This is a genomic window from Paenibacillus sp. Root52, from assembly GCF_001426865.1.
GTDB lineage: Bacteria > Bacillota > Bacilli > Paenibacillales > Paenibacillaceae > Paenibacillus.
This window is the reverse complement of record NZ_LMFO01000003.1, coordinates 33,120-50,737: the sequence shown is the minus strand read 5'-3', so window position 1 is coordinate 50,737 and position 17,618 is coordinate 33,120. Positions and strand designations below refer to the sequence as shown.

The following is a 17,618-nucleotide window of genomic DNA, read 5'->3' as shown; positions in this document are numbered from 1 at the left end:
TGACGCATATGTTTACAAGTTGGAGATAATTCAGAATTATTCTGGATATGTTCCAGGTTTAATATAAAGCCATAAGGGACAGCGAGCCCACAAGATACTAACCAATTCCAATTTTAAGGAGAGATAGATGATGAAAAAAAACATGAAGAAATCCGTAGCAACGATGATGGTACTGGGAATGACGTTAACTGGTGCAACAGGAGTATTTGCAGGTACACAACTGGAGAAAATCTCCGCCTATCTTAACCACGGAATCAGCTTCAATGTCAATGGTGCGGCTTACTCACCTACAGATGGCAATGGTAACAAACTAGCTCCAATCACATATAACAATTCCACGTATCTGCCTGTACGCGCACTGGCTGATGCACTCCATGTACCCGTATCCTATGACAGCCAAAAGGGACAAGTGATTATTGGTCAAGCAACTAGCAATCCAACAGTTCTAACCAATGTAACGTATACTCCAGCTCAAAAAGAAGCGATCCAAAAAGCCTTTGCCCAATTTGATGGTTTCGAGACGGCTTATGCACCACAACAAATGACTACAGGTGACACGTTCAAAAGTGTAGGTGCAGGTGGCGATGGTGTCAGCTTTATATTTAATCATATGAAAGTGGATATCTCACCAAGGGATTATTCAGACGGCTATACGAGCAAAAATGTGAAATTGTCCAATGGGGTTACTGCCAAATGGTATACTCCAGACAAAACCGGTATGCTGACTTTCCAACTGGATGATCGTTACGTTACCATTAGCTCTCCAGACCACAAGCTGACGCAAGCGCAGTTGCAGCAAGTTGCGGTCTCTGTTCAGAAAGCTAACAGCAACAATCATCAAGGCATCACGGCCTTCGCAGATGTGAACTACACCAAGCAACAACTGGATAACATCCGCAAGACATTTGCGAAGTTCGACGGATTCAAAACCGCGTATGCGCCACAGCATATGGTTGCCGGAGATACATTCAAAAGTGTAGGCGCTGGCGGTGATGGTGTAAACTTTGTATTCAATCGTATGAATGTAACGATATCGCCCAAAGACTATTCATTCAGCTATGATGGAAAAACGGTAAAATTACCAAATGGCGTATCTGCCAAGTGGTATACTCCCGATCAGACCGATCTGCTGACCTTCCAACTGGATGATCGCTATGTAACGATAAGCTCGCCAAACAATCAATTGACTCATGCCCAACTGGAGCAAATGGCAGTCTCTGTGCAGAAGCTAAAATAAGTTCAGTTAACACCATCGCGACTATAGTACATCTAATAAATAACTTTCTATTTTTGCACCGCGTGCAGCTTTCAGCACGCGGTGCTTCTTCATACCCAGCTGATCAGTCACAACACAACGCACATCGGTCTTTTCCTTCCTATATAGGCAGACTCGATGTGTGTTTTGTCCTATCTAGAATGCTTTCTTCACTTCTGAAAACAAGGGCTTTTGTCCGGCTTCATTTCACAAGGAATTGGTTTATAATGGAATATGCTGTTTCTTAGCACGAGATCAACAGAATAACGAACAGGGAGATTCATATGATCATTATTTCAATATTAATATTATTACTGTGCTTCTTTTTCATCATCACGGCATGGCGCATTCACAAAAAATCAACGAACAGTCCCAAATGGTATATTATTGCTGCATCCATTACAGGAGTCATTTGGTTGTTAACGGTGGATATTTTATTCCCAAATTCAGGTCGTGAGAGCGTTAGTTATAAGGATATTCAAAATACGGGTGGAAAATATAAAGCATTGGCCGAGGCTAAAGAATACATGAAACAAGCGACTGTCGAAGGAGTGATCGCCCCCGGGGATATAGAACGAATGGCTGCACGTATTACCGAATACGCCAATAACAAATATGAACCTGAAAATAAAGACATTCTACTCACACTCGCTGAGAGCATAGCTGCTGACGACTATGAACAAGTTAAGCAACTGTATCAGGAATTAGACGGCAAACCGATTCTTGAACAGTATCTTGCCAGATCAGTTCAATTTGAAGCTAAGGGTAATCAAATAACGGATCCTTTTCCACTGAATTATGGTATGGTCGCCATAGATGCCACTCATGCAGGCAATGGCTCATTCCAGGTTAATTTGACCAATGAAAATGGCGAGTCTGCACGAATATTTGATAAAACTGGGGAATACAGTGGAAAATCCTTCGCTCACATTCCAACAAACGCGCAGTTTACGTTGGATGTCATTTCAGATGGCGCCTGGACGTTGCACACAACGCAGAAAATTCCAGAGGATACCCTTCGCGCTCCTGCCAAGACAAAGGGCAAAGGAGATAATGTGGTATTTGTGTATATCAAAAGCGGTACAACCACATTTACCTTCAAACATAAAGGAGATAGCCACTTTACTGCTTATATTAACAAAACCGTTGGCCTCGATTCCAATACAAAACTGATCGATGAGACTGGTACATACTCAGGATCGACGAGCTTGAACATTACAACAGATGGCGTATATGCAATCGCGGTACAAGCCGATGGTGCATGGTCTGTGGATATTCGATAACAGGTCAGCCTTTTCGAAAGAAGAATTATAGAAAGCCATACCCCTAGGAACGTATGATGTCCTTAACGGGTATGGCTTTGTTTTATGTGCTTTTGGAACCAAGCATATTCTGCCCTAGTACACTATCCTAAGCCAGTCTAGGAATGGGCACCCCCTATTAAACGAATCACTTTCCTGTAGTGCATACAATCCATCATATCTTCCCAGTCCAGGTCACTCGCATTGGTATCACGATAAAATACAGCAGCAGCGGGGAGAAAGCCGACTAATGGCCCCATACCACCACAGATCATGGAACCACCGTCTCCACCTTTGGGCTGCATCTCTCCATCGTCATCTAGTGTAAGTTCATACGTATAGGGATCCCCGACAAATTGCACCCCAAAAAAGTTGGGCAGCTCTAGATCATAGGGTCGGTCAGCCTCATCTACCAAGGCAGGGGGAGGTTCAGTGGAATCGCCCATCAGCTTGTCCGCTTCCTGTAAGTCACCAAAGTGCTTTAATTTTAAGGTGTAATCAAAGCTGTCGCCCCAAGGAAATAACATACGGCACCCGCCTCCATACAGATACTCCCACTCATCCTCGGTAAGTACACCAAATCCCGCTTCCGCTGTTTCTTCCAAAAGATCTCTCAGGGTTAAATCTTCATTGAACCATAAGATCTGGATATCTTCACCGTGACGAACTAAGCGAAACTGTTGGTATTGTTCATATTCATTCAGCTTACCCTGCTTGAACTCCTCCAACGCTGCTGCAAAATCAGGATCGCCCTGCTTCCTCGCCTCTTCTTCTGTCACTTTGATCCAACCAAGTGGATGGGTACGGCACTCTACCAGCATCGGGGCAATCTCTACTTCCCTTACAGGCGACATCTGATCGCTGAGAAACGAGTCCACATCCTCTACGCCATACTCACTCACCGTCTCAAGCAGATCGGTAGACGTTGCTTCGTTCATCCCTTCCTGCCAGCCATCCCAACCCAGCGTTACACCATCCCCTGGCACAAATACAAACTTTTGCCCACCACAGACGAATACAGCGGTCTCTGTTCGCTGACCATACCGTTCAAATGTCTGTAGCCCATCATATCTCATCTGCTCTGGTAGCTTACGAGCGATCGTCTGCATGCACTCCTCTTTCTCTGGAGTAGATAAACCTACCCATACGCTTCGCTGCAACGATTCCATTCCTCATCCCCCTTGGTTGGTAAGCTTACCCGTTTATTTCCCAGCAGCCTGCAACAGTTCAAGCAGTAACTCTTTACGTCTTCCATCCGCCTTACGAGCCAGCGTGGCTAATTTCTCGACCTTGCCCCAGATTGGATATAGCACATGCTCAACCTCGTAAGGCTGTAGGCCATTCATCTGCTGTGCAAGCAGAGCAAGCTTGTCCTCACTTTCCAGCTCAGGCAGAGTTTTCAGCTTCAAACTATCTGTAGCACGGCGCAGACAATGAACTAATATAGGTGCAGAGTGGGTGGTAACACCATATTTCTCGGCAAACACAGTGATGAACTTATCCTGCACTAGCTGATGCTCATCATCCACATGATTCATGTAGTGAACTACTAATGGAAAATACTGCTCATCTGTGAGTCCCAGTCCAAAAGTTGCGTAGCTGCCCGTCATACAGTTCTTTTCCCCTTCTGTATCTGCATAAAATTCGAATTGTTCAATCGCCTTACGGGCATATTGCTCAAGAAGCGAATGCAGTTCTGCATATTGCAGTGCATTAGCGAAGAAACGATGGGTATCGGACTTGGCCAGCCCTTTGATCGGTAAATATTGCTTATCACTAGATTTCAATTTGATTTTATAATGTTTCGGAAATCCCCGTTCCAGTAAGTGAATAATAAAGGTAAGAGCTTGTTCATAGGCAGAGGCTTCTTCCTGGCGTATGTGGATGGTGATGAGCGAGTATACATCGTTTGCTTTGCACTCGACCTGTTTATTTTTCACAATGATTTCTTCCTTGGCAAAGGTTCCACTACCCTCATCCATCATACGTACTGCTCGTTTACTGCCCAGTTGCACGGCAAGCTCCATGAAGTTGAGACCTCTAGGTTTACTGTAGCTCGGTTCATAGCGAAGGATCATGACCGCTCCGTACAATAACAGATCAATCGGTTGCGCGAGCTGTTCTTGGTTCTCATTTTCATCCAGATGCTGGGTCTCCCGCTGCTCTAGTACTGCACCTGGCTTGAGCGTATACTCATTCGCACGGTAGGTAGATGTTTGAATATCATAATACTGGGGCAAAAATTGATTCTCAGCCCAATCGGTTAGAGCATGGATCAAATTCCTACGATGCTCTGCGAGTGCCTCCGGACGGCTCTTATTCAACTCCTGAATCCGATTAAAGATCGCTATCGTTCGCGCTACATCCAATTCAGGAAACAGGTTCACGTCAAGAAGATGACGTGTCAAGAAAAACGATTCTAGTGGCTTCGTGGGATATGTACCATTCTCCACCTTCTCGTCTACATAGGAATGAACACGTTCAAGTAATTGCTGTCTCTTCTCTTCATGGACATAATCCAGCAATGTTAGGTGCAGCTTGCCTTCGGTGGTTGGGAATTTCGCGCGAAAGGTAAAATGATAATCAATCAACGGTGTATGTGCCCATTGCTCCAACTTGCCTTTAACCACCTCCACAAGCTGCGGTTGAATCACCGTTCGTACCTCTTCCAGTGTGAGGAAGCCTGCATTCTTCGATGTAAAACTATCATCCAAATCCAGATCGGCACTATCTACCGTTGTTCGCCCAGGTCTGTAATCTAGCAAAATATCATTGAAAATTCCCCTCTGCAACGTGGTTCGTTGCACAATGCTGTCCAGATCTGTGCGTTTCGCCTGTTCATCAAACCATATATGAATCTCTGCAACCATCTCTTCAATGGCTGCACTAATTGTTATAGTCACTTGTTCTCCTGCCTTTCGCTATCTGTTATGTACTCTTCTCTTACAGCATCTACTTCCTCTTATACAATCAGATTGGCCCTAGGCCATCCTTGATATCTGCGTGTTAACCTACATCTATCACCTATTATTTTACTCTCATAAGACTGACTGAAACAATGAGACTTACGTACGGTTGTTCTGGCGAACGTTCCGCTTGTTATGGTTATTTCTGTCCTCTCCGGTCTCGTGTAGATATAGTTCATCTTATATAAAGCTAATAATGATATCGCTTACATTTATTTTCATGAATAGGTATGCTTTCTCTTTCCTGTGGCATGCTCTCCCCTTATATTCGAAGATAATCAACATTGATGAGGAGAATCTCGGATGCAATTGACAGACCAATGCATGTTGCAGATTAATGAAAAAGACATCTCCAGCTTATATTTTTATCGTTTTTTTCAATCGGGTTGCCTGGTTATATTCATTGATCAGTTCATCCAAGACCATGGATTGACGAATCACTTCAGGATGCCATAGATCCGGGTACTGATTTGCAATCTGGTAGAGTCGCTGTCTCGCCTTTTCAATACATTCCTGAATGGTTTCCGGATTCTGCACCATACTCCCGCCCCCTGTTGTCCATCAGTATTTATCATCCAAAAAAGACCATCTATTATAATATTCGGAATACGGATCGTTTTGGATTACCCCAAAATCAAATTTTTGTATTATTTTTCTGAATAAGGGTGAAATACGTTTGATAGGTGTGTACGTGTGTATGGAGTAAAAACTAAAAAAGATAGGCTCTTATGCCTATCCGTTTTTGCATATGCATCCTCTGCTTATCTCAAACCAATATCTGCAAAACGATTACCAATCGTTTCAGGGAAAGCATTTTTAATAGCATTTATAGCCTGTTGCTCTCTATCCCCTGCCCTTTGAATCTGCTCAATCACCTTTTGTACACTTTGCGGTTCCCTTGCATCCCATGCGGAGTAGTCATTGATCACCTCAACGATGTCGGTATAATGCTCTGCGAGTAAGGCGTATTCGCTTATAACCCGATCCATATGTATGGACAGATGCTCCAGTGCTGCCACATACGAGGCGATATCCTGTCTAGATTTTGCATAATAGCGTAGGACGATTGCCGCCTCAACCGTGTCATACGTTCCTGACTGTAGCGCTGCAGCAATGGTCGTATAGGCTTCTGCTCCGCAGGCATACTCTTGGGGCGGCAACATGTAGTCATGAGTTTCCCATTTGTAGACGGCCTGGATTAACGATTCCTTGCAGACTTCCCATACATCCACCGATTGATGAGACTCCAGTACTTGATAATACCAGTAAGGGGATTCATTTTTTCCAAAAGAATGATAAGGTAGGGGCTGCAGCTCCTGTCCCTCACAATCACAAAGGTAGATCAGTTGCTCGGTATCATCATACCCAGCAGCAATGACAAATTGATTATGCCACAGAATCGCTCCCACGCCGCGGTTAATACTGGCCTTGATATCATGCAACGCCTGCTTCTGATACAGCGGAAAGGTGGGTTCAAATGAAAAACCTGCCGCCTGGCTCGCCGTTACACCAATGAAGTCAGCCGCTACAAAATTCTCTGCCATCCAATTGTATGCCGAGATCGACTCTGCGGTTAGACGCCGATCAACCACCAATCGAAAACCACTGACTGTCATTCCCGCAATCATGTCCTGAGTGAAATCACCCCATCGTTGATGCTTCAGAATCCGATACAATACATCCGAATACGAGCTGTTGACCCGTCGTCGTCTCTGATCATCTGATATATGCTGATACGGTACAGGCGCTATCAAGTCGCTTAACATGAATTTTGATTTCATCACTCCCACTTCCCTCCTATCTGGCTGAATGTGCTCCCCATCTTGGTACTGTAGAGCGTTTACGGTCAGGGTATCGGAAGGAGATTATTCGAAAATAATCCATGGCTTGCACCTCCAGCGCCTTCGCCTTCAACAATACGTGTGCCAGCTTCTCGGTTGTGTCTTGGCGTAGAATCCGTCTGCCCTCTTGCTGAACGATGCATGTTTGCATCTCGTGGATCAATACTCCAATCTGTTCATAACATGTGTGAGCCTGGTTCAGTTCGTTCCATAACCCTCGTACAACGTGTAAATACTTCTGAATCTCAGTTCGTGACTGACAATAGGCGTCCAAAATATAAGCTGCTCCTGAAGCATCATAATCTGTACGTTGCAGTGCCCGCACCCACACCTCATAAGCCAGCTTGCCAGAAGCAATATTACGATCAGGCAACAGACGATAAGGAGTATCCCAATCCTCTATCGCTAGTCGTAAGGACTCCAATACCATCTCCTGTTCTGCCATGTGGACTTGGTCTCCGAATATCTGACAATACCAGAAGCCTGTGAAGTTCAGCCCAAAATTGTCATACAGTAGTATCTGGGATTCCTCACTCCACCCATCCTGCACATAGAAGATTCGGTCATCGTCATCATAACCGTGAATGACACCGAATTCAGGAATCCAGTAAATTACGCCTCTACCCTCATCTAGACTACGTTTCACCCAATTCACAGCATCCTGTTGGTAATAACTGAACGTAGAATGTCGTGTACGTCCACCATCCCAGATGGTGAAGATACCCAGGTTATCAATGCCGGGCCGATGCGCTTCTCCCCACTGTCCGTAGGCTGTAACTGACATGGGAAGTAACTGCTGATGCACTGCTAGTTTAAAAGCCATACCTGTGTATCCAGCGAGCATATATTTGGAGCCTTGAAACTGACCCGTATGGGTCAATATGGCATGCAGGCCATCCACATACGATTTGGATTCCCGTTTCATCATGAAGTGATCTAACATGACTTCAGCCAAGACACGACCTCCTTTCTACGCTGTCTATTCCACATTTGCTTCCCGCTGAACCGTTAATCTATCCAATAATTGCTCTGCACGTTGCTGAAGCTTTCTCCTCAGCCAACCTGGCGACAATAGTTCCTCCCACTCGCTACGAAACAAATGCTGGAGGAACGCATCCATATCATGAAATTCAATAAAATAAATTTGATCCTGCCGATCCCGAATCGGATATCCATGCCATAATTCAAAATGTTGTCCTTCCTTCAAACGAATCTCCGCTACGAACGGTTTACGAACGGGCAATGGCTCTTCCCACCCACTGAGCAGAGCATCAGCCTTGTATTCAAACCTCTCCTCCGAGACTGACATATAAATGATGCCTTCCAACCGAATGGTCATTTGCTGTACAGGATCGGTTTCATAACCAATAACATAATCGGCGTTAAACTGTGAGATCAACTTGAGAGGACATAGGGAGAGCTGCCTTTCTCCGCTATGATCCCTATAATGAATGTGCACTCGGCACGAATCAGCTATGGCGTGGGTCAACAATTCATACCATTGCAGTTGTTTCGGTTGTGCTGTAAATACGGGAAGTTTCCTTTGCTCTGTAGGATGTTCCTCCAACGTAAAACGCTCAAGTAGATGCGCGACACGTTTCACCGACTCTGCCTGCTCATAATCGTAATGCCGATAGCGATGTGCCAGATATTTCAACACCTGCTGCTCTTCCTCTGTCATATATAAATGGGGCAGACGGTAAGTCTGATCCTCATAACAATATCCACGGTACTTCGCCATGTATAATAAAGGAGCACGTAGGGAGATTGCCATATATTCAATATCCCGCTGCGCTTGTCGACGCGAGATTTCGAATTCTCGTGCGAGCCAGCCACTATTAGGAAAACGCCCACTCCGAATCTGCTCGTCAAACCAGTGAATACGATGCATATTGCTCATCTTCCCACCTCCTTTTCGCTTAAGCTCACTCCTTCTATTATAAAAGCATTCTGCTGAATTCCTATCCTGTCTGGTACACCAACAGAGCCTGTTCGATTGAACAGGCTGCGCTGCGTTATACAGTTACCTGATCCACTCTGGACTGCACTGCTTTTGAACATTTCTTGCATACTTTCAACATCGTGCCGTCTGTTTTGGTTTGGGAATACAACAATTTGATACGTGTACTGCCGCATACCGGACATGTTCCGCGTCCTCTGGATGGAAGACTCCACAGCACGCGTCCTCTTTTGGTTTTTGCCAACGTTTGTGAACCTCTTTTCAATAAATTTTGGTGTGTTGAATCAATTTCATAACTCACTAAAAGTGTCGTCTGGATTGAAGCACCTAAAGGTATTATGAAATTGATTCTGTTCACCGTTATTATAGAGGTCTTGATACGACACAGAATGTCGCAGCAGTTTGCGTAAACGCTGTGCAAGATACCTTTAAGCGAGATCGAAGACACATCCGAATGGAATACAATAAAAAAATGCCCCCTCTTCAACTTGAAGAAAGGACAGATTCTAGGCGTTGTCGCTATTCGTTTGAGATGCTGCCTGTAATAAAGGCTCTAACAGCCCTGGGAAACGTTCTTCCAAATCTTCCGATCTCAAGGTCAGGAAATGCTGCGTTCCCTGCACTCTCACTCGAATAACGCCTGCTTCTCGCAACGTTCGAATGTGGTGTGACATGGTCGATTTTACAACAGGCGCATGAAAATGACTGCAAGGCTGTTCTCCACTTCTAGCGGCCTCTGCAACAATACCAAGACGTGTTGGATCACTTAAAGCATACAATACGGAAGAAATTTGAATATCCTCCACTTGAGGATGATGCAATATTTTCATACTGTAGTCTCCTTTTTTCAGACTATCCATTGTATTTTAGCACAGATTCATGATATATTTCTAAAGTTCGATACCAATCGAACTTTATTTATTCATTACGTTAATGTACCCATGCGGTTAGGCAGGGGTTAACATCATATCACATTTTGCAAATGTTACACGTAGTTTCTGAAATGTTGCGAAACACAAAATTACAGGAGGTTTTATATGAACAGCACGGTAACTGCACCATCCGGAGAACAAACCTCTGGAATACAAGAAAAGTTAATCGTCAGCTTGCTTGGCTTCACGGTTGTACTCGTCGTGATGAACACGATGATGTTCAATCTGGCACTGCCCAAAATCGCAGCCGAATTCACGCTCTCATCTGTTGCATCTTCCTGGATTGTTACAGGCTACTCTATTGTCTTTGCCATCTCTTCCATTACATTCTCACGTCTATCGGACTTTGTGCCGATTCGCACCTTGTTTACAACCGGGCTTACCTTGCTCGGCGCTGCGTCGGTTCTCGGTTTTTTCAGTAACCACTTTATCGTGTTACTCATTGCGCGTTTAATTCAGGCGATGGGTGCGGCATCAATTCCGGGACTGGCTATCGTCCTTATTACTCGCTATATCCCAAGTGATCGCCGTGGTAAATCAATGGCTGTTATTATGTCTGCCAGCTCTCTTGGTCTTGGACTTGGGCCGGTTATCGGCGGAAGCATCACACAGTTTTTAGGTTGGCATGATCTATTTATCGTTACTGGACTATCTCTGTTCCTAATCCCTGTGTTCTTCAGACTACTCCCAAGTGAAATGCCGAAAAAAGGTTCGTTTGACTTGCTCGGTGCGCTTCTGCTCGCCATTGGGACAACAGGTATTCTGTTATTCCTCACCTCAAGAGAGTGGATAACCATTGTCGTTGGTGTTGCGGCGTTATTGCTATTCTGGTTACGGATTCGCCGTGCAGTGGATCCATTCGTACAGCCTGCACTGTTCCGTGACAAAAAATATATGGTTCTCAGCTCACTAGGCATTGTATCGTACATTAATAACTTCTCGACCTTGTTCCTATTGCCGCAGATTCTGGCTCATTTATATGCACTGACTCCTGCTCAATCTGGATTAGTCATCTTCCCTGGTGCAGTTGTATCGATGTTGCTGTCCAATCGGATCGGCCGCATGATTGACCGACATGGTAATACACTCTTGCTGAAATTTGCACCGTGGTTGTTGTTAGCAGCGGCTGGCTTGTTCGCCTTATTTGCTCATAACAGCATTTACGCCATCATGGCGGTATACATTTTGCTTAGTGTGGGCTTCTCTGCGCTGACAACCAGCGTATCTAATGAACTGTCTGGCAACCTAACGATGGATCAGGTTGGTGCAGGCATGGGGCTGTTCCAATTAAGCCAGTTCTTCAGCGGCGCTTTCAGTGTAGCTGTTACAGGTGTTGCCTTGACGGCTATGCAACAATGGACACTGTCCTCCGCATATAGCAGTATTTTCTGGGGCATGACAGTTGTTGCACTTGCAGCGGTAATCTTCTCTCAGTTGTACTTACGGATGCAATCACGCAAGAAAACGACAGCCTGATTCTATAATGTGAACATCTTTTAATACAATTACAGCACACGACATTCTAAGCCAGGGAATTCCATATGGGAATTCACCTGGCTTTTTACAATGTAACGCGAGTACTCGCTCGTAGATATACATAACAAAACGCCATAAGTACATATCATGTACTCATGGCGTTTGTGATTTCTAATCCATATGGAAAACCAAATGAAGATCAGATATTAAACTATTCAAACATATCCAGACGCAGGCGTTTCAGACTAGTATGCTGAATGTACCATTCTCCATCAATCTTCACAAATGTCTCATGGTAATGCCCGAACCCGTGAAATGATGTATTCTCATTGCCTTCAGGGAAAGTCACCCAGTCTTCCATAGGTGAGATAACTTTTGCTTCGTTCTCAGATACAAATTCTACTTCGGCGCTATGTACATGATGCACTGTCACCGCTACATCGACGAGATCCCGGAATACTTGTACGATTGTATCTCGGCCGTTCAATACAGGAATAGGATTACCTTCTGTGCTAAAATCGGCTACAGCATCTGGAGCGAAAACTCCACCCAGTGCGTCCCACTGTTTGGTATCAATAAAGCGGCAATAGCGTGCTTTGGTATTTCTAATGCTCTCCAGTGCAAGCAGTCGTTCTAATCCATTGATCGTTGATTGGCTCATGTGTTGTACCTCCAGAGATGTAAGATATGTTCGTATCATTCGTGCTATGTATGCAATAAACTTCTTATTCATTGTACCATTCGGTTCCTACCAGGCACAACGACAGACTATACGTTTGCATATTACCCATCTGAGGTATATGTTGAAACATCCTTGCCTAGGCCGTGTCTGAAAACTCGCCTACAAAAAAAGCCCAAGAGAAACAGCAGATTTATCTGTTTACGCTTAGACCTTTTTGTTAGGACTCTTCTATTGCGTTGTAATCAACGCTCAACCGCTATGAAGATATACATACCTGCACCATGCATCATGCCCGTAAACCTGTGATCGAAGATATCAGTCTGTCAGCCTGTATAATCGTATGCTCTGATCTAGCGATCTAGAGTAGGCTGGAGTATTGAACGATCCTCTTGTTCAGACTCTACTACTCTGTTCGGGAAGAATGCCATGCCTTCATCTCAGCAGCTAGCTCCGACATTTTGCGATTATTCAAATAGTCCTCCATCTGCTCCTCCGCATGTACCATCACTCTTTGGATCAGACAACTGTCGTTATGGTTCTGTGTACATTCAAACAAAGAAGCCTTTCCTTCAATGGCATGAATAATCTCAAGAAAAGAAGGATCTGGATTCTTTCGACTCAGACGATAGCCTCCATTTGCTCCCGAGGTCGATTCGATCATCCCTGCTTTGACCAGTTTGGTCAAGATTTTGGACAGATAAGTAGGTGATACTTTCTGAAGTTCTGCCAGCTGATGTACGCTAACCAACTGCTCTGGCTCAGTAATTACAAGATGCAGCATTGTATGCAACGCATAATTCGTAGCTTTGGAATATTTCATGAGGGCACCTCATTATATACGGATTTAATTTATCCATAATAGACCTGATTAGACGCAGTGTCAAACTTCCCATCTTCTCCAGCTTCGCAGGGTTAACTCACTTTAAGTGCGTGTTCAAAAAGTACGGTTTTCAGTTTGAACAACCTCTTTATGACTAACTATGGTATAAGCCTCGGTAATCCGTAGGAGTCATGCCTTCTCTGGCCATAAACTGACGGTTAAAATAACTGGCATTCGGATACCCCGCCTCTTCCGCAATCTGTCCAATATTGGCAGTTGGCCGCTCTAATAACCATTGCTTCGCCATCTGTAACCGAGAACGTGTAATGAACTCCATCGGTGTCATCTCTACAGCACTCTTGAACAATTTGCAAAAGTAATACGAGCTTACTCCCGCTAGATCAGCCCAATCCTGTAGCAAGAATGGCTGACAAGCCTCCTGCTGCATCTGTGGAAGTAAGGCTAGCACACGGCTTTCGGCATTGCTTGTACGTGTATTTTTCAGTGGAACAGCATGCTGAACGAACTCAGCCAATACTGCATAGGTGAGCGTAGACAACTGGGCTGGTCGCAGCATCCGATTCTGTTCCGCTTCGGTGAGCAGCGCCAGATGTGCTTCTTCCCATGGAGCCTGCTGACGTAGCGTCCACAACAGATTACGATGCAGGCCTCGCTCAATCATATAATCATGCAACCGATCTCCATAAAAATGAACCCAACGGACATCCCACGGATCATCCTCGCTGCTGTAATATCGCTGCTGCTGTTGCGGAAAATACAGGACAGCCTGTCCAGCTCGAAGCTCATGCACGACACCATCTGCTTCAACGTATCCTTTGCCTGCGGCAACGTAGTGAATGTTGAAGTTATTGAGTGCACCTGTCTCACGCCAAACGTTATGTTGGGGGTGTTCTGTATAGTGTCCAATCGACTCGGGATAACAAAAATAGGGGATATTTTGAAGGGTCAATAGCGTTGTCTGTCTTAACATAAACCGTTTCTCCTTAAGCAACAATTTTGTGTTAACTATAATCAATATATTATTATTTTAATTCATTCAGGTATCTCATATAATCACAATATACATTCATATACAGGAGGAATACAACTATGAATTCAGATCGTAAAATGCGTTGGGGCATTCTTGGTAGCGCTAGCATTGCTGTACGCTCCGTTATTCCGGGTCTGCAACAATCCGAGCTTAACGTGGTCACTGCCATTGCTAGTCGGGATGAAGAAAAAGCGAAACAGACTGCCGACCAACTAGGTATAGATCAAGCTTACGGCAGTTATGAAGCATTACTTGCAGATGACTCTATCGATGCAGTGTACATCCCCCTCCCAAACCATCTGCACCGAGAATGGACAATTCGCGCCGCAGAAGCAGGGAAGCACATTCTGTGCGAGAAACCACTTGCGCTGACTGCGAAGGAAGCCGAGGAAATGGTTCAGGCTTGTGCGGATGCTAAGGTACAGCTTGCCGAAGCACTCATGTATCGCCATCATCCACGTTATGATCAGATTAAGGAGATTATCGCTAGCGGTGAAATTGGTACAGTTCGCGGGATTCATAGTACGTTTTCATTCAACAATTCCGGTTCGGCCGGTAACGTTCGATTCAAACGGGAATGGGGCGGCGGAGCCCTCTATGATATTGGCTGTTATTCCATCAGTGCTGCGCGTCTAATCCTTGGGCAAGAGCCCACTGCAGCAACGGTGATTGGCATGTTCTCTCCTGAACATGATCATGTGGATATGATGGCTTCAGGATTGCTGGAATTCGATGGCCAGGTTGGTGTTACATTTGACAGCAGCATGTGGGCTGCCTTCCGCAATACGCTGGAAGTCCTTGGATCAGATGGACGAATTGAAGTACCTTCTGCTTATATAAGCAACCCAGATGCAGGCTCTAACTTCTACGTCACTTCGGGTGGAGATCGTAGAGAAGTCGTTGTTCCACAAGTGAATCACTATTCCCTTCAGGGAGATGACATGGCACGTGCTGTACTTCATGGTGAAGCACTGCGCTTCGCGCCTGACGATGCAGTAGCCAACATGAAGGTACTCGAAGCTTGCCTGCGCTCAGCAGAAGAACGTACACGAATCACACTTTAAGAGTTGTTCAGAAAGTCTGCTTTTGATTACAAAATATGCTTAACAGCATCACAGTAGCTAATATGGGTTTAGCCAGAACACGAACTATATATAAGGACGGTGTGTGAATATGGAATTTATTACGATTGATGGTGCGGGTAAACGCATCTCCCGCTTAATTAAAGGCACGGACTATTTTGTACATGACGCTTATGAGAAAGTTGCTGCCAATATGGATGCGTTCCTGTCCATCGGTGGAAACACCGTGGATACGGCTCATATCTATTGCGGAGGACAGAGCGAAGAAGTGCTTGGACGTTACATGCAGGAACGCGGCAACCGTGATGAGATTGTTATTCTGACCAAGGGTGCTCACCACAACCAAGACGGCCCACGGGTTAACCCTGATGCCATTCGCAGCGACCTTCTGACGAGTCTGGAACGACTCCAGACTCCTCATGTCGAGTTATATGCCTTGCACCGCGATGACCCTAATGTTGCTGTTGGTGTGATTCTTGAAGCGCTGAATGAGCACATTGAAGCTGGGAAAATTGGTGCGATTGGTGCATCCAACTGGACTTGGCAGCGCCTGGAGGAAGCCAATGCCTATGCCGCATCCCATGGTCTGAAAGGTTTTACGTTCAGCAGTCCGAATCTCAGTCTTGCCAAAGCAAATGAGCCCTTCTGGGCAGGCTGTGTATCCGCAGATGCAGAGACGCTAGCTTGGCATGAACGTACACAATTGCCTTTGTTGTCCTGGTCTTCTCAGGCTCGTGGTTTCTTTACAGGTCGCTTCACACCAGAAGTACGGGATAATGCAGATCTGGTTCGTGTGTTCTATAGTGACGGCAACTGGGAACGATTGAACAGAGCTGAGCAACTGGCTGCAGCCAAAAATACAACGCCCATTCAGATTGCGCTTGCGTATGTATTGAATCAATCCTTCCCAACGTGTGCACTTATAGGTGCTCAAAACCAGGCAGAGCTGCTGTCCTGTGACGAGGGATCACGCATCTCCCTATCCACTCAAGAAGTGAATTGGTTAGATCTTGGCAGTGATGCGAAGCCTTCGTCTCTGTAGTTGTGTCATTGTAAAGATTATTTATTAGAACAAAAAGGCTCACTCCCAGAAGCACGGGAAGTGAGCCTTTTCGATATATTTCATGACATAAATGTTAAATGGGATAAACCATCATGAATGCCTATTTCTTTTTCGGTATAATAACGTGTCTACAGTATTACAGTTTTACGATCTGACCTGTTTTCTCCGATTCGAAGGCAGCCAGGATGACTTGCAAGGAACGCAGACCCTCTTCACCAGAGATGCTTGGAGGTGTGTTCGTAACAATAGATTCTACGAATGCATCGATGACACCACTTGGTACTTGTTTCTCATTGGTAGCCATAGCGCCTACTTTGTAAGTCTCAACTGTACCGTTCGTCAATTCAACGATAACCTCGTCACCATCAACTGTACCAATCTTCATCACACCATTCTCGCACCAAAGTACAGTACTGTTGTCTCCTGCGCGATATTGCGTCCAGCTAGCAACCAAAGTACCAATTGCACCGCTCTTCATGCGCAGCAGGCATGTTGCGTTATCGTCTACTTTCGTACCTTCTTTGTGCAATGTGCTGATGAATCCAGCAACTTCGGATACTTCATCACTCAGCAAGTAACGGATAAAGTCCGATTTGTGTACGCCCAGGTCGCCCATAGCTCCCATGATCGCTTCTTCTTTACGGAAGAACCAGCTGTCAGCGCCATCCACACTCCATGCTTCTGGTCCAGGGTGACCAAAGGAAGTACGGAAATTCAATACTTTACCCAGTCTACCGGAATCCAGAATTTCCTTCGCTTTTACGTGAGGAGGCATCAGACGTTGGTTGTGTCCAACCATAAGGAATACGTTATTTTTCTTAGCAGCTTCGATCATCTGCTCGCCTTCTTCGGTCGATACAGCCATCGGTTTCTCTACCAATACATGCTTACCAGCGTTCGCCGCAGCAATCGCCATCGGTGCATGCAGGTAGTTCGGAGTACATACACTTACCGCGTCAACCGTTTCGTTAGCAAGCAATTCTTCATAGCTGGAGTATGCCTTACCACCGTAAGTTTCAGCCATTTTCTCTGCACGCTCCACGATCGGATCGGCAAAAGCGACAAGCTCAACATTTTCATTATCAGCGTATTCTGGAATATGTCTGCGCTCGGCAATGGCTCCACAGCCGAATACAGCAACTTTAATTTTACTCATGTACAAATGTCTCCTTTAACAAGTAGATTAGTC

17 protein-coding genes are annotated in these 17,618 nt (G+C 45.2%); 5 read left to right on the top strand and 12 right to left on the bottom strand.

From position 1 onward, the window contains the following. Window positions 1–127 precede the first annotated feature (127 nt). Together ASD24_RS06235 and ASD24_RS06230 are read left to right on the top strand one after the other, a co-directional pair. The gene (locus ASD24_RS06235) at window positions 128–1,237 is read left to right on the top strand and encodes a stalk domain-containing protein (protein ID WP_235540419.1); all 1,110 of its coding nucleotides are present in this window, start codon (window positions 128–130) and stop codon (window positions 1,235–1,237) included. 302 nt (window positions 1,238–1,539) lie between these two features. After that, complete coding sequence (locus ASD24_RS06230) at window positions 1,540–2,538, top strand: hypothetical protein (RefSeq protein WP_056693127.1); 999 nt, start codon at window positions 1,540–1,542, stop codon at window positions 2,536–2,538. Between the two features lie 137 nt (window positions 2,539–2,675). Here ASD24_RS06230 and ASD24_RS06225 read toward each other — a convergent pair whose 3' ends face one another. The 8 genes from ASD24_RS06225 to ASD24_RS06190 all read right to left on the bottom strand — a co-directional run bounded on the left by ASD24_RS06225 (window position 2,676) and on the right by ASD24_RS06190 (window position 10,153). Next, window positions 2,676–3,725 carry a hypothetical protein gene (locus ASD24_RS06225; protein WP_056693125.1) on the bottom strand — a complete coding sequence of 350 codons (1,050 nt, stop codon included), beginning with the start codon at window positions 3,723–3,725 and terminating at the stop codon, window positions 2,676–2,678. Window positions 3,726–3,758: 33 nt separating this feature from the next. Beyond that, window positions 3,759–5,426: a DUF6138 family protein gene (locus ASD24_RS06220; protein WP_056693488.1), complete on the bottom strand. Its 1,668-nt coding sequence runs from the start codon at window positions 5,424–5,426 to the stop codon at window positions 3,759–3,761. Between the two features lie 453 nt (window positions 5,427–5,879). Further along, complete coding sequence (locus ASD24_RS06215) at window positions 5,880–6,062, bottom strand: aspartyl-phosphate phosphatase Spo0E family protein (protein WP_082560304.1); 183 nt, start codon at window positions 6,060–6,062, stop codon at window positions 5,880–5,882. 221 nt (window positions 6,063–6,283) lie between these two features. After that, the gene (locus tag ASD24_RS06210) at window positions 6,284–7,306 is read right to left on the bottom strand and encodes a hypothetical protein (RefSeq protein WP_056693123.1); all 1,023 of its coding nucleotides are present in this window, start codon (window positions 7,304–7,306) and stop codon (window positions 6,284–6,286) included. Between the two features lie 13 nt (window positions 7,307–7,319). Next, window positions 7,320–8,318: a C39 family peptidase gene (locus tag ASD24_RS06205; RefSeq protein WP_235540417.1), complete on the bottom strand. Its 999-nt coding sequence runs from the start codon at window positions 8,316–8,318 to the stop codon at window positions 7,320–7,322. A 24-nt stretch (window positions 8,319–8,342) separates the two neighbouring features. Then, on the bottom strand, window positions 8,343–9,263 hold the full coding sequence (locus ASD24_RS06200; protein ID WP_056693121.1) for a helix-turn-helix transcriptional regulator: 921 nt from the start codon (window positions 9,261–9,263) through the stop codon (window positions 8,343–8,345). Window positions 9,264–9,378: 115 nt separating this feature from the next. Continuing rightward, window positions 9,379–9,567 (bottom strand): hypothetical protein, encoded by a 189-nt coding sequence (locus ASD24_RS29880; protein WP_082560303.1) that lies wholly within the window; start codon window positions 9,565–9,567, stop codon window positions 9,379–9,381. 262 nt (window positions 9,568–9,829) lie between these two features. Beyond that, window positions 9,830–10,153, bottom strand: coding sequence for an ArsR/SmtB family transcription factor (locus ASD24_RS06190; protein WP_056693116.1), 324 nt, complete (start codon window positions 10,151–10,153; stop codon window positions 9,830–9,832). A 207-nt stretch (window positions 10,154–10,360) separates the two neighbouring features. On the opposite strand from ASD24_RS06190, the gene ASD24_RS06185 reads away from it, so the two are divergent. After that, a complete protein-coding gene (locus tag ASD24_RS06185) occupies window positions 10,361–11,731 on the top strand; it encodes an MFS transporter (RefSeq protein ID WP_056693113.1) in 1,371 nt (456 codons plus the stop codon). A 211-nt stretch (window positions 11,732–11,942) separates the two neighbouring features. Here the strand turns inward: ASD24_RS06185 and ASD24_RS06180 are convergent, their stop codons facing one another. The 3 genes from ASD24_RS06180 to ASD24_RS06170 form a co-directional block, all read right to left on the bottom strand. Then, window positions 11,943–12,392 carry a nuclear transport factor 2 family protein gene (locus tag ASD24_RS06180; RefSeq protein ID WP_056693111.1) on the bottom strand — a complete coding sequence of 150 codons (450 nt, stop codon included), beginning with the start codon at window positions 12,390–12,392 and terminating at the stop codon, window positions 11,943–11,945. Window positions 12,393–12,816: 424 nt separating this feature from the next. Then, complete coding sequence (locus ASD24_RS06175) at window positions 12,817–13,233, bottom strand: Rrf2 family transcriptional regulator (protein WP_056693109.1); 417 nt, start codon at window positions 13,231–13,233, stop codon at window positions 12,817–12,819. A gap of 154 nt (window positions 13,234–13,387) precedes the next feature. Next, a complete protein-coding gene (locus tag ASD24_RS06170) occupies window positions 13,388–14,224 on the bottom strand; it encodes an AraC family transcriptional regulator (protein ID WP_056693107.1) in 837 nt (278 codons plus the stop codon). Window positions 14,225–14,343: 119 nt separating this feature from the next. Here ASD24_RS06170 and ASD24_RS06165 point away from each other — a divergent pair, with 119 nt between their 5' ends. Together ASD24_RS06165 and ASD24_RS06160 are read left to right on the top strand one after the other, a co-directional pair. Then, complete coding sequence (locus tag ASD24_RS06165) at window positions 14,344–15,348, top strand: Gfo/Idh/MocA family protein (protein WP_056693105.1); 1,005 nt, start codon at window positions 14,344–14,346, stop codon at window positions 15,346–15,348. Window positions 15,349–15,457: 109 nt separating this feature from the next. After that, window positions 15,458–16,408: an aldo/keto reductase gene (locus ASD24_RS06160; protein ID WP_056693102.1), complete on the top strand. Its 951-nt coding sequence runs from the start codon at window positions 15,458–15,460 to the stop codon at window positions 16,406–16,408. Window positions 16,409–16,565: 157 nt separating this feature from the next. Here ASD24_RS06160 and ASD24_RS06155 read toward each other — a convergent pair whose 3' ends face one another. Then, window positions 16,566–17,585 (bottom strand): Gfo/Idh/MocA family protein, encoded by a 1,020-nt coding sequence (locus ASD24_RS06155; RefSeq protein ID WP_056693099.1) that lies wholly within the window; start codon window positions 17,583–17,585, stop codon window positions 16,566–16,568. Window positions 17,586–17,618 lie beyond the last annotated feature (33 nt).